The sequence below is a fragment of the Thermotoga sp. Cell2 genome (assembly GCF_000789375.1).
Lineage (GTDB): Bacteria > Thermotogota > Thermotogae > Thermotogales > Thermotogaceae > Thermotoga > Thermotoga petrophila.
In genome coordinates this window covers 769126-781648 of sequence record NZ_CP003409.1, presented here as the reverse complement: position 1 = coordinate 781648, position 12523 = coordinate 769126, and the positions used below count along the sequence as shown (strand labels likewise).

Annotated in this window: 12 protein-coding genes and 1 tRNA gene; 3 read left to right on the top strand and 10 right to left on the bottom strand. The window is 45.7% G+C overall.

Translation table 11 applies throughout. From position 1 onward, the window contains the following. Nucleotide 1: 1 nt before the first annotated feature. Entirely contained in the window at nt 2-1375 is a 1374-nt protein-coding gene (locus CELL2_RS04000) for an anthranilate synthase component I family protein (protein WP_011943370.1), read from the bottom strand. Between the two features lie 28 nt (nt 1376-1403). Continuing rightward, nucleotides 1404-2756 (bottom strand): PleD family two-component system response regulator, encoded by a 1353-nt coding sequence (locus CELL2_RS03995; protein ID WP_038033281.1) that lies wholly within the window; start codon nt 2754-2756, stop codon nt 1404-1406. Between the two features lie 99 nt (nt 2757-2855). Between CELL2_RS03995 and CELL2_RS03990 the strand changes: the two genes are divergently transcribed. Both CELL2_RS03990 and CELL2_RS03985 read left to right on the top strand, forming a co-directional pair. Beyond that, nucleotides 2856-2932 (top strand) — tRNA-Pro (locus tag CELL2_RS03990). Nucleotides 2933-2978: 46 nt separating this feature from the next. Then, complete coding sequence (locus CELL2_RS03985) at nt 2979-3206, top strand: FmdB family zinc ribbon protein (RefSeq protein WP_011943368.1); 228 nt, start codon at nt 2979-2981, stop codon at nt 3204-3206. On the opposite strand, the gene tsaD is transcribed toward CELL2_RS03985, so the two are convergent. The 7 genes from tsaD to CELL2_RS03950 are packed head-to-tail and all read right to left on the bottom strand — an operon-like array spanning nt 3203 to nt 9281. Further along, the gene (tsaD, locus tag CELL2_RS03980; protein WP_029683245.1) at nt 3203-4186 is read right to left on the bottom strand and encodes a tRNA (adenosine(37)-N6)-threonylcarbamoyltransferase complex transferase subunit TsaD; all 984 of its coding nucleotides are present in this window, start codon (nt 4184-4186) and stop codon (nt 3203-3205) included. The two genes, CELL2_RS03985 and tsaD, sit on opposite strands and share 4 nt — an antisense overlap. Next, nucleotides 4183-5403 carry an ATP-dependent Clp protease ATP-binding subunit ClpX gene (gene clpX, locus CELL2_RS03975; RefSeq protein WP_029683246.1) on the bottom strand — a complete coding sequence of 407 codons (1221 nt, stop codon included), beginning with the start codon at nt 5401-5403 and terminating at the stop codon, nt 4183-4185. Before clpX ends, tsaD begins: the two co-directional genes overlap by 4 nt. A 13-nt stretch (nt 5404-5416) precedes the next feature. Further along, nucleotides 5417-5749, bottom strand: a complete 333-nt coding sequence (rsfS, locus tag CELL2_RS03970; protein ID WP_004082754.1) for a ribosome silencing factor — start codon at nt 5747-5749, stop codon at nt 5417-5419. A 17-nt stretch (nt 5750-5766) separates the two neighbouring features. Then, a complete protein-coding gene (glmS, locus tag CELL2_RS03965) occupies nt 5767-7587 on the bottom strand; it encodes a glutamine--fructose-6-phosphate transaminase (isomerizing) (protein WP_011943364.1) in 1821 nt (606 codons plus the stop codon). Continuing rightward, nucleotides 7559-8542, bottom strand: coding sequence for a phosphate acyltransferase PlsX (gene plsX / locus CELL2_RS03960; RefSeq protein WP_012310762.1), 984 nt, complete (start codon nt 8540-8542; stop codon nt 7559-7561). The genes glmS and plsX overlap by 29 nt, the downstream gene beginning before the upstream one ends. 4 nt (nt 8543-8546) lie before the next feature. After that, a complete protein-coding gene (gene rpmF / locus CELL2_RS03955) occupies nt 8547-8729 on the bottom strand; it encodes a 50S ribosomal protein L32 (protein ID WP_004082761.1) in 183 nt (60 codons plus the stop codon). A 3-nt stretch (nt 8730-8732) separates the two neighbouring features. Then, nucleotides 8733-9281: a DUF177 domain-containing protein gene (locus tag CELL2_RS03950; RefSeq protein ID WP_038033282.1), complete on the bottom strand. Its 549-nt coding sequence runs from the start codon at nt 9279-9281 to the stop codon at nt 8733-8735. Between the two features lie 557 nt (nt 9282-9838). Here CELL2_RS03950 and CELL2_RS03945 point away from each other — a divergent pair. Further along, nucleotides 9839-10486, top strand: coding sequence for a lactate utilization protein (locus CELL2_RS03945; protein ID WP_008193985.1), 648 nt, complete (start codon nt 9839-9841; stop codon nt 10484-10486). A 23-nt stretch (nt 10487-10509) separates the two neighbouring features. Here the strand turns inward: CELL2_RS03945 and CELL2_RS03940 are convergent, their stop codons facing one another. Continuing rightward, nucleotides 10510-12381, bottom strand: a complete 1872-nt coding sequence (locus tag CELL2_RS03940) for a DUF4914 family protein (RefSeq protein WP_039446208.1) — start codon at nt 12379-12381, stop codon at nt 10510-10512. Nucleotides 12382-12523 lie beyond the last annotated feature (142 nt).

The window sequence follows — 12523 nt, the reverse complement described above, 5'->3', positions numbered from 1 at the left end:
TTCAAAACAATCCCCCCTGGATCTTCTGCGCAACTTCCAGGCTCCTGAACAAAGCCCTGAGTTTGTTCAGAGTCTCCTGATACTCACGCTCCGGAACGGAATCGTAAACGATACCCGCTCCTGCCTGGAGCCATCCCTGTTTACCTTTGAAGAAAAAGGACCTGATGGTGATAGCAGAATCCATGTTCATCTTTCCCTTATCATCGGGGAAGGAGAAATACCCAACGGCTCCAGCGTATGGCCCTCGTGGAGTGGGTTCGAGTTCTTCTATGATCTCCATTGCCCTCACTTTGGGTGCGCCAGAGACTGTCCCTGCAGGGAAAGTCGCTTCGAACACATCCACAGCATCTTTATCGTCTTTCAGTTCACCGCTCACCTGCGAGACTATGTGCATAACGTGGGAGTACCTCTCGATAACCATCTTCTTCTCCACTCGCACGGTTCCTTCTTTACAGACTCTTCCAAGATCGTTTCTTCCAAGGTCCACGAGCATAACGTGCTCCGCTATCTCTTTTTCGTCGTTCAAAAGTTCTCTCTCCAGTTTCAAATCTTCTTCAACAGTTCTTCCCCGCGGTCTGGTGCCGGCAATTGGCTTCACAGTGGCCTTGTCTCCTTCCACCTTCGCCATGGTTTCGGGAGAAGATCCCAAAACGACCGTGTCTCCGAACTTCAGATAAAACATGTAGGGAGAAGGATTGATCATTCTGAGCGCCCTGTAGATGTAGAACGGATCCAGCGTCGTTTTGAATGTGAAAGCCTGAGAGAGAACCACCTGGAATATGTCACCTTCTACAATGTACTTTTTGGCCTTTTCAACCACTTTGTAGAACTGCTCTCTTTCGAAGTTCGATTCCGGTTCTGTCACAAAAACGTTCTTCTCTGGTTCCTCTTCAAAAGGGCTCAAGACCTTCGATGCAAGTTCCTCAGGACTATCGCTGATGATGAAGACGTTGTTCTTCAGGTGATCGAATATTATGAGATGCTCAGGCACCACGAAATAAAACGTGGGAAACACAGAGGCTCTGACTTTGACTTTCTCTATGTAAGAAATGTAGTCATAACTGACGAAGCCAACTGCTCCTCCCCTGAACGAAGGGAGTTCGTCGTGTTTGACGTTGTATCTATAGACCTCAAGCCAGTCTTTTATCGCTTTGAGAGGAGAGGAAGTGTAATCGAGCTGCTGATTCGAAGTTCTCAAGATTCCCTTTTCGAAAACGAGCACGTCTTTTTTTCCTATACCTATGAAGGAATGCCTTCCGAAAGCGGAACCGAGCTCCACGCTTTCAAGCAGGAAAGCGAATTCTTCTCCTCTGGAAACCTTCATAAAAGTGGAAACCGGTGTTTCCAGATCCGAAACGAGCTTCAGCACGTGCATGCTATCACCCACTGTGATTTTTCAGTTATTATATCACGTAACGATCTTTCCCAGAACGCTTAGCTGTGTAAAGTTTTTTGTCTGCTTCCTCTATCAATTCCACCGGTGAGGACTCTTTCTTTGAAAACGCAACTCCTCCACTCAAAGTTACTTTCTTTTCACTTCCGAATATCTTCTGCCAGTCGAAGTTTCTGATGTTCTCCATGATGCTATTCATCGTTTTTACCACCGCGTCTCGTTCACCTGTTTCAAACACCACCATGAACTCCTCTCCACCGTATCTTCCCACTTTTCCGCTTTTCACAGTTTCCCTCAGTATGTTTGCCACCGCCCTCAACACTTCATCTCCCACAGGATGGCCGAACGTGTCGTTTATCTTCTTGAAATCGTCTATATCCATCATAGCCACTGCGATATTCTTTCCGCTTCGAAGAACCTCCTCCAGAAATCTCATGATGGCCCTCTTGTTGAACAAACCCGTCAGTCCGTCTGTTTCTGAAGCGATCACGTAATCTCGAAAGTCGTTCAGATTTCTGAAAAGAACCATGAGACTCGAAAGAGAATCTTCTAAAGCATTTCTCAAGAGGAATGGATTTTCAACATCTTCAAACAATACAACTCCGAGTTCTGTTCCATCATCTTTCACGACTGCAAAAATGCTATCATCCGAGATCGAACCCTCACCGAAAACACCATGAAAGGACCAAAAAGATGGAGATGTCGGTTTTTCCAGTTTGGAGATCAAAAACTTTCTGAGAACTTCTTTATCAACCGGCTTTCCAAAGGAGTAAATCCTTCCTTCACTCGTGGAAAGAAGAAGCGCTCTGAAGCTTCCAAATAGAGAGAAATTTCTGAACAACACGGCAAGAAGGGAAATCACGTATCTCTCGTCACGGGAGTACTTGAGATAAGAAAGAATTTCTTTCTCAAGAATCTCCCTTTTCAATCGCTTTTCAACGATATGAAAAACGTTTCCTGACTCGCTGCTCTCATAGTTTTTGAGAGACTCGTATGGAGTGTTCAGAAAAACCTGAAGTTCCTTCTCGATTTCCTCTTTTTTGCCTTTGTTTATGAACAGATTCGCTCCACTCTTTTTCGCCCAGAAGGGATTGATCGTGTCAGAGGATGCCGTTAATATTACTATTCCTGAGTCTTTGAAAGCTTTCATTTCTCTCAAAACAACAGAAAGATACAGCCCAGAAAAATCAGGCATGTTGTAATCGATGATGAAGTAATCCGGCTTGTGATTCAAAGCCTTCTGTAACCCGTCCATTCCACCCTCTGCGAGGAGGATCTCTACGTCTTTCTTGATGTTTTTTACGATATCAGAAACGACAAGCCGCCAGAATTTGCTGTCGTCAACGATGAGAACTTTTTTCATCAGTCTCCACCCTATCTCTGAGTTTTCATAATAATATATTATCAGAGAAAAAAACGAGTTGAACCGATGACAGATTAATGGTATCATTTAAAAATGGATCGGGGCGTAGCGCAGGTGGCTAGCGCGCCTGCCTTGGGAGCAGGAGGTCGCTGGTTCAAGTCCAGTCGCCCCGACCATTTTTTTATCGAAGAAGACAAAGCATTATTGAAGGAGGTGAAAGACATGCCAATCTATAGATACGTGTGCGAAGAATGTGGATACGAAACAACGGTCATGCACGGCATAAACGAATCACCGGAGGTTATCTGTGAAGAGTGTGGTGCTAAAATGAAAAGAACGATAGGAAGAGTGGGAATTATTTTCAAAGGAAGCGGTTTTTACATAACAGATTCGAGGAAGAGTGAGAAAAAGAAAGAAACGGCGTCCGCTTCAAGCGAAAAGAAAGACTAAACATTCAAGTTGGGATCGGCGTTCAAATTCAAGGGGGAAAACATCCCCCTTTTCGCTTTTTCGTAGCCCGCCTTTGCGACCATCAGAGCGTTGTCCGTGCAGAGTTCCAACGGTGGAAAGAAAACCTCGTAATTCCATCTTTCCGCCCTTTTCCTTACCTCTTCTCTCAACATAGAATTCGCGGCAACTCCTCCGACGAACGCTATTTTTCTGATTCCAAGATTTCTCGCCAGTCGGAAGGTTTTTTCAACGAGAATATCAACAACCGCCTTCTGGAAAGAAGCCGCAACATCTTCTACCTTGTAGTCTTTTTCCCTCTGAAGGAAATAGAGAACAGAAGTCTTCAAACCCGCAAAGCTGAAGTTGTAACTGTCATCATCCAGCATTGGACGAGGGAAGCTGTACTTTTCAGGATCTCCTTTCTTTGCCACTCTGTCGATCACAGGACCTCCAGGATATCCGAGTCCGAGGAGGCGAGCTACCTTATCGAACGCCTCTCCCGCTGAATCATCGAGAGTCTCCCCCAGTACTTCCATAGAATAGTCCTCATTCACTTTCATCAGCTGTGTGTGCCCACCTGAAACCATCAAAACAACGAGGGGTGGTTTCAGATCAGGGTTTGCCAAAAAAACCGCCTGCACATGAGCCTCTACGTGATTCACTCCAACGAAGGGTTTTTCAAGCGAAATGGCGAGTCCTTTTGCTGCGGACAGACCAACGAGGAGGGCACCGATTAGGCCAGGTCCATAGGTGGCCGCAACGATATCCACTGTTTCCGGTGGGACTTTTTCAAAAGCTCTCTTCAAAAGAATGGGTAAATTTTTGAGGTGGTGCCTGGCCGCCACTTCAGGCACCACCCCCCCAAACTTCTGGTGGACCTCTATCTGAGAAACTGTGAAATTCACAACAACGTTTTTACCATCGTCCAGAACAGCGACCGCCGTTTCATCGCAGGACGTTTCTATTCCAAGAACTCTCATGCCGATTCCCTCATAACAACGATGGGTTTTTCCTTTCCAAGAGCAACTTCTTCCGTGATAACGACCTTTTCCACGTTCTTCAAATTTGGAAGTTCAAACATCATATCTATCATCATTTCCTCAAACACGTTCTTCAGAGCGCGTGCACCTGTGCCTCTCTTGATCGCCTTCCTCGCTATGATCCTGAGGGCTTCGTCCGTTACTTCCAGTTTCACACCGTCGATCTCGAACAGTTTTTGATACTGCCTCACAACGGCGTTCTTCGGTTCTTTCAGTATCCTAACGAGATCGTCTTCCGACAGATCATCGAGCGTCGCTATTACAGGAAATCTTCCAACAAATTCTGGAATGAGACCGTACTGTACCAGATCGTCCGGTGTTACATGTTTCAGGATCTCTCCAAGTCTCATCTCTTTTTTGCTCTTTATCTCCGCACCGAATCCCATGGTGGTACTCTGAATACGCCTCTTTATAATTTCCTCAAGACCGTCGAACGCTCCTCCGGCTATGAAAAGGATGTTCCTTGTGTCCACCTTTATGAACTCCTGGTACGGATGTTTCCTTCCACCCTGTGGTGGAACGTTCGCTATCGTTCCCTCCAGTATCTTGAGGAGAGCTTGCTGCACTCCTTCACCGGAGACATCTCTTGTTATCGAAGGATTTGGGGATTTCTTGGCTATCTTGTCGATTTCATCTATGTAGATGATTCCGTACTGTGCTCTCTCAATGTCGAAGTTCGCTGCTTCCAGCAGCCTGAGAACAACGTTTTCCACGTCCTCTCCCACATATCCTGCCTCTGTGAGAGGTGTTGCATCGGCTATGGCGAATGGAACATTGAGAATTTTGGCGAGAATTCTCGCAAGATAGGTTTTCCCGGTGCCTGTGGGACCAATGAGAAGAACGTTCGATTTCTCTATCTCCACATCGTTAGAATCCAGGTTTGAGAACACCCGTTTGTAATGGTTGTAAACAGCCACAGAAAGGACTTTCTTCGCCCTTTCCTGTCCTATTATGTACTTGTCGAGTTCGGCCTTGATTTCCGCAGGTGTTGGAATTTCTTTTATCTCGTTTTTTATACGGACTTTTCTATCGCTTCTCAGAAGATCGTGAAACAGATCGATACACTCGTTACATATGTAAACGTTGTTTGGGCCTGCTATCAGCCTTTCCACCTGCTGAATATCGCGTCCACAAAAACTACAGAACTTTCCTGCCATCCTCTCATCCTCCTCAAACACTTATCCTGTCCGCGTCTATCCAGAGTCCTTCAAGGTCGTAGAAATCTCTTCCTTTCTCCGTGAAGATGTGGATCACAACACTGCCTGCATCTATGATCAACCATTCGTATTCTTCGCCTTTGTCATAGTAGATCAAGGGTAGCGACAATTCCTTTATCAGATCGATCAGTTCGTCCCTCATCGCCCTCATATGAGTGTAGGAATTCGCCGTAAAAATCACAAAGTAATCCGTTGGAACAGGTGTTTTTCTCATATCGAGCACAACCGGGTTCTCTCCGCCTTTCTCAGAGATCTTTTTCAGGATCTTCCTCAAAACATCTATCACCTGGTTTCACCTCCAGATCACTCCACAGTGACACTCTTCGCAAGATTTCTGGGCTTATCCGGATCCAGTCCTTTCAAATCCGCTATATGATAAGCAAACAGCTGTATAACCGGAGCCATCATGAGCGGATAGAGACTCTCATGGGTTGGGGGAACATGAATGATATCACCTGTGATCTCTTCGAGACTTCTGTTACCCTCCGTTCCCAGAACAATCACAGGCGCATTCCTCGATTTAGACTCGATCACGTTGCTCTTGGTTTTGAAGAATAGGCTATCGTCCGGCATCACAGCGAAAACTGGAAAATCAACATCCAGAAGGGCTATGGGACCGTGTTTGAGTTCGCCCGCCTGATAGGCTGTGGCATGTATGTACGTTATTTCCTTCAGTTTCAAAGCGCCTTCCAGTGCAGTGGGATAACCGTATCCTCTTCCTATGTACATGAAGTTCCTGTAATCTTTGTATTTTTCAGAAAGCTCCCTTATTTGAGGATCCTTTCTCAGCACGTTCTCCAGAAGTTCTGGCATACGAACGAGCTTGTCCAGAATCTCTTCTGCTTCCCTATCCCAGTAGCCGTTTATCTCCATTACTTTCAGTCCAAGAAGGTACAGCACAGCGAGTTCAGCCACGTAGGTTTTCGTCGCGGCAACTCCTATTTCGGGCCCCGCGTTCATGAAGAGCGTCACATCGGATTCTCTATCGAGTGTGGAACCCACCACGTTCACAATTGAAACGATCTTTGCACCGTGCTTTTTAGCGAGTCTAACGGATTCAAGGGTATCGGCCGTTTCCCCAGACTGTGAGATGGCTATCAGAACATCCCCTTCCTTTATGTGAGGCCTCTTGTATCTGAATTCAGAAGAGACCTCGACTTCAACATCTATATCCGTGTGATTTTCCAGAAAATATTTGAACACCAACCCTGCATAGTAACTGGTTCCACACGACACCACACGGATTCTATCTGCATCCTTTAGAAGCTCTTCGTAGTACTCGAGCTCTTCAAAAAATGGTCGATCGTTTTTCACTCTTCCAACGAGTGCATTCACAAGAGCTTGCGGATCCTCCATTATTTCCTTGTACATGAAGTGTTTGTATCCACCCTTCTCTGCCGCTTTTTCATCCCAGTCAACGTGGTAAACCCTTCTTTGCTGCTTCACCCCGTCCGTGTTGTAAACTTCAAATCCATCCTTTCTCAAAACCATCACGTCGCCGTCTTCCAGAAAAACGACGTCTTTCGTAAATCTCAAAAGGGGAGTCACATCCGACGCGAGAATCCCCACACCGCTTCCAATCCCGGCAACAAGGGGACTGCCTTTCCTTGCAGCAACAATGGTGTCAGGAACATTTTTGTGAACAACCGCGATCGCGTAGGCTCCTTTCAATTTCTTGACGGCTTTCAGAACGGCATCAAGCAGATCACCTTCGAACTCTTCCTCCACAAGATGAGCGATCACTTCGGTATCCGTTTCCGACGAAAAAACGTGTCCTCGTTGTTCCAAAAACTCCCTTATCTCTCTATAATTTTCAATTATGCCGTTGTGAACCACCGCGATTTCTTCCTTACAATCCATATGAGGATGGGCATTCATATCGTTCGGCTCACCATGTGTGGCCCATCTTGTGTGAGCGATCCCAACGAAGAATCTATCGTTCAGCTTTTGTTTGAGTCCGTTCTTTAGAACATCTATCCTTCCTTTCTTTTTGTACACTCCGAAACTATCACCCAAATAAGCGATACCCGCTGAATCGTAACCTCTGTATTCGAGCTTCTGAAGCGATGTCACAAGATCTTCGAGTTTCAAATTCTCACCGACCATCCCCACTATTCCGCACATGGGAGATCCCCCTCTCTATCTCCTGAACGATGTTCACTCTAATACCCTTCTCCGCAACTTTTATAGCATGCTTTATGGCCTTTGCATCTGAAGATCCATGCGCTTTCACAACGATTCCTTTCACTCCCAATATAAAAGTACCTCCATAGGACCTGGGGTCGAGCTTCTCTTTCATCTTGTCAAAACTTCTCTTCATGAGAAGCGCCCCAAGGAGGGAAAGAAAACCTCCATCCTTTATAGACTCCTTCAACACACTCGTGACCAACTTTGCAGTACCCTCCATGGTTTTCAACGCGACGTTCCCTGAGAAACCATCAGCCACCACAACATCAACGGTGCCAAGGTTTATATCGTGGCCTTCAACGTTTCCAAAAAACGTATCTCCGAGAAACTCCTTCAAAAGCTGATAGGCTCTTTTGATATCATCTGGTCCTTTGTTTTCCTCAGATCCCATATTCAGAAGACCAACTCTTGGGTTTTCTGCTCCCAGAACCTTGGAGTAAGCGATTCCCATGAAAGCAAAATCAACCAGATGCTCTGGTCTGACCTTGGCGTTCGCCCCCGCGTCGATGAGAACAGTAGCTCCCTTGAGCGAAGGTACGGCTACTCCAAGTGCGGGTCTTTCGATGCCTTCCAGTTTACCCACGATTGAAGTGGCACCAAGAAAGAGAGGACCAGTGGCACCAGCGCTCACAAACGCATTCACTTTTCCCTCGGAGAGCAACTTCAAGCCCACATGCATCGAAGAGTTCTTTTTTCTGAGAACTTCCAGAGGAGGATCGTCCATTTTAACGATTTCAGAGGCAGAAACAAAGGGAAGACCTTTGTTCTTCACTATTTCTTCGGGTCCGATGAGTACTATCTCTCCCTCAACTTCTTTTGAAGCCAAAAGAGCGCCCTTCAAAATTTCATCGGGCGCTCTGTCACCACCCATCACATCGATCGCTATCTTCACTCTATCACTCCGATATCTCAAGCACCTGTTTTCCTTTGTAGTAACCGCAGTGCAGGCAAACTCTGTGTGGCATCTTGTATTCTCCACAGTTTGGACACTTTTCAAGAGGTACGCTTATCGCTCTGTAGATCTTCGCTCTCTTGTGATGAGTTCTCGATCTGGACCTCTTTTGCTTTGGAACAGCCATCTTTTATACCTCCTCGTTTTTGAGTTTATTTTTTAACTCGGCAAGGATCTCGAATCTGCTGTCAACCACAGGAATTTTATCACATTTATGATCGGGCTCTTCATTCAAATTGGCACCGCAGTAGGGACACAACCCTTTGCAGTCCGGTTTGCACAGAACTTTTTCTGGAACGGCGACCACTATTGCTTCAATGATTCTTTCCGACAGATCGAATTCCGTTTCATGATAGTATATGATGTTTTTCAAAGATTCAAGTTTCTCTTCTTTTACATTTTTTCTCATGCTTTCCGGTAGATAAAGAGCTTCTATAACTCCACTTATTTCGACACGAGCGGGTTCAAGACATCTGGCACAGGGGTGTTCTATTGCCGTGTGAACGTATCCACCGACTGTAAAACCATCTTTCGTTTTTGCAACGACCATTTTCACTCGAACAGGTTCCAAGAATCTGCAGAAACCCACATCGAGTTCTATACCGTCCTTATCAAAGATGCCTTCTAGAAAGAATCGCTTCTTTTTTTCTATTTCCGAGAGCTCTACCTTCCAGTTCATTTTTTTACCACCTCTTTTCAGATCAATTATACTGCTATTATTAGTAGTAGTAAATAATAGGGGACGCAGGTGGTAGGTTTCGAGTATTGAAATTTTTGAACAAGCTTCTGATGAGGTTTTTAATAATGTCTGCAACTTACCACCCGGGTGGTAGGTAAGTGGTAGGTAAGTGGTAGGTTTCTCTGAAATCGGCTTGGATACTGGATTTTAGGTGGTAGGTTTTCTGCAACGCCCATTAAAACAGCGTTGTAGAATCTTGAATCTGAACGGTAATATTGTTTGTAAAGACTAAAATAGCCTATTGATGAGAGATTCAGAAACCTACCACACTGAAGTTGGCCTAAAATGGTCAATACAGAGTTTGGTGGTAGGTTTGCTTTGCATATATTCAGTTTCATGCAATTGTTCGTCAATTTAATACAATATACGGTATGTAATTAAAAATCAGATACTACAAAATGTACACAAAACCTACCACCAAACCTACCATTTTAGTTTCAGTTAATAAGATTTTCTCTATAAATCACACAAATTCGACAAAAAGGAGGTATAGAGTTATGAGCTTGAGAGAGGAACTATGGCTATGGAAAAAAGAGAAACTCGCAGAGCACGTGGCTAACAACTTAAGAAAAAAGAAACATGAGGTATGGATTGCTCGTGATCGTGAAGAAATTCTTGAGAGAGTGAAAGAGCTTATCCCGGAGGGTGCAACGGTATCGGCTGGTGGTTCCCTCACTCTGGCAGATACAGGTGTGATTGAACTTTTGCGCAGCGGCAGGTACAACTTCCTTGACAGGGCAGCTGCCAAAACGAGGGAGGAAGTGGAGGAGATATACAGAAAGAGTTTCTGGGCTGACTATTACTTCACCAGTGCGAATGCCATAACGGAAGATGGAAAATTGGTCTTTCTCGACGGGAACGGTAACAGGGTAGCCGCCGTTGTTTTTGGACCAAAAAACGTGGTTGTGATAGCGAGTGTGAACAAGGTGGTGAAAGACGTAGAGGAGGCGAGAGAAAGGCTGAGATACATCTCTCCGATGAATTCGAAACGACTGAATCTGGAAACACCGTGCACAAAAACAGGATTCTGTGCAGACTGTTCTTCTCCTCAGAGGATCTGTGACTACTTTCTGGTAGTGGAATCTGGGGTGAGACAGCCGGGAAGGTTCAAGGTGATTCTGACGCTGGAAGACTTCGGACTTTAAAAAAGCGGGGAATTCTCCCCGCTTTAAAAATTCATCGGTATGATCTTGAGATAGTCATCGAGAGATCCGTCGTCGAGACAGCACTGGATGATTTCTCTTCCCACGGGATTCAGGTCTTCGGTCAGGAATTTTTTCAGTTCTCTCTTGAAGAAGTCTTTCAACTCTTGGGCACCTTTTTCGTAAGCTTCCTCACCTACTTCAGATTGCAAGTGTGGCTGCAGAAGTTCTTTCGGAATGGTGTTTCCTTCGATCTTCATCTCTTTGAGAGAAAAACCGAGGAGCGAACATTTCGATGGAACGAGCTGGTCTGGTCTGAATCTGCCGCCGCCCCTCCTTGAGAGATACTCTCTTGCAATCCACTCCGGCATGAACCCTACTTTGTAAGCGCCGATGTACTGATTTGGTACGAGGATGTATCTTGTCTCTGGTGTATCTATGATCTGTTCGAGAAGAATGTTAGCGAGTCTTACCATTTTTCCAGAAGAGAAGGGCCAGAAGGATCCTACTCCTTCGCTGGTCATACCTTTGGTGCTGACAATGCTTGGATTTGCGTGTCCTCTTGGTGCTACCAGTCTCCAGAGCCATGCCAGCGCAGGGGGCAGAATCTGCATCAAACCCACGATCCCGTACGTTGGTTTTTCTTTCGTGCAAGGAGGAGTTCTCACTCCAAAGCTTCTCACATCCACTTTCACGGGTTCGGAAACCGCGTTCTTCATAAAACGTTTCGGTATGATGACACGCGGGTTCGGACATGGTTTTCCTGGCTCATCTTCGATGTGTTCCCAGATCAATGCGGTTGAGTTTGGAACGGCGTAGACGTTGAGGAATATGAGCGGTTCAGGTGGATGTATGGTCAGCCTTTCCAGATCCGGAGCGCTTCCGTATTCTGTTATGTGGTCGACCCTTATGAACCATCCAGCTTCCGCGTCTTTGGCCACGAGTTTCTTTCCCGTCTGGAGCTTTGGATGGCACATAAACATGTCATCCGCTACAGGCATGAGAACACAGGATTGTTTCAGTTCCATATAGAATTTTTCACCGGTCACAATGTTTTCGGCGAGCTTTATTCTTCCATCCGGTTCTCTGTGTATCTCTTCGAGGATTTCACTCTTTCCTCCTCCACTTGCCCCTTCATGCATGATCACGAGCTCGTTTTCGTAGGGTGTGATAACCTTCACTGCAGATGCGTGCGCGGTGACCCATTTTTCTTTCTCGCCTACGTGGAGAAGAAATCCATAGACTCCTTTCTTGGCGCTGGGACCTGGATAAAGATTGTAGGAGAAGATCTCGTAGTGGGAGTTGTGTCTGTAGTGGACGACCACCTGTTTGCCGTCGAAGTGTGTGTGTCTGAAAGGCGGGGCTAAGAACATGTAGAGTTTGGGTTTGAAATTCTCGGGGACTTCGCTGGCCGGTACGAAGAACTGGAGATCGGCAAGACCGCCAACGAAGAACCCGGCGTTTTTGGGGGCTATCAGAACGGCAGGATATCCGTAATCGTATCCACCGGCCATGAAAGGTAGCAGGATCAACTCCTGTTTTTTCAGCCACTCGAAGGTTTCCTGTCGAATAGGTTCGAATTCTTTTCCGAATCTTTCTCTGAAACGCGGCTTGTCCGTTTCCAGATTGTCACCAACTACGAGTGCGTTTGGGTCTCTTCGTCTCATGTACGGTTCGGGGTAATTGACCACCAGACCATTTTTACAGCGGGTAACTGTTGCTTCGACTACGAAGCCTTTGCCAGGAACTTCGTAGCCTACTTCGAAAAGGTCTCTACCGGCTATGGCAAGGTCAAGTATTTCTTTCCTGCTCTCTGGTATTATTATCTCGGGGGCGTTTTCTATGATATCTCTAACTTCGTCAGAAAACACGAATCTGTCGAGAATAGCTGTTTTCACTTTATCACCCCTCCACGATATGGTGTTCAAGCCAGATTATACCACGCGTCATTATGTAATAATTATGTGTGAATTCAAATTTCCTTATACGTAATTTGAATTTTCCTTTAATAGAACCAACGAAAAAGCGATTGATGATTAA

Bases quoted from the DNA above. Each gene is read 5' to 3' on its own strand.
- CELL2_RS04000 (WP_011943370.1), bottom strand. From the start codon at position 1,375: ATGCACGTGCTGAAGCTCGTTTCGGATCTGGAAACACCGGTTTCCACT.
- CELL2_RS03995 (WP_038033281.1), bottom strand. From the start codon at position 2,756: ATGAAAAAAGTTCTCATCGTTGACGACAGCAAATTCTGGCGGCTTGTC.
- CELL2_RS03985 (WP_011943368.1), top strand. From the start codon at position 2,979: ATGCCAATCTATAGATACGTGTGCGAAGAATGTGGATACGAAACAACG.
- tsaD (WP_029683245.1), bottom strand. From the start codon at position 4,186: ATGAGAGTTCTTGGAATAGAAACGTCCTGCGATGAAACGGCGGTCGCT.
- clpX (WP_029683246.1), bottom strand. From the start codon at position 5,403: ATGGCAGGAAAGTTCTGTAGTTTTTGTGGACGCGATATTCAGCAGGTG.
- glmS (WP_011943364.1), bottom strand. From the start codon at position 7,587: ATGTGCGGAATAGTGGGGATGGTCGGTGAGAATTTGAAACTCGAAGAT.
- rpmF (WP_004082761.1), bottom strand. From the start codon at position 8,729: ATGGCTGTTCCAAAGCAAAAGAGGTCCAGATCGAGAACTCATCACAAG.
- CELL2_RS03950 (WP_038033282.1), bottom strand. From the start codon at position 9,281: ATGAACTGGAAGGTAGAGCTCTCGGAAATAGAAAAAAAGAAGCGATTC.
- CELL2_RS03945 (WP_008193985.1), top strand. From the start codon at position 9,839: ATGAGCTTGAGAGAGGAACTATGGCTATGGAAAAAAGAGAAACTCGCA.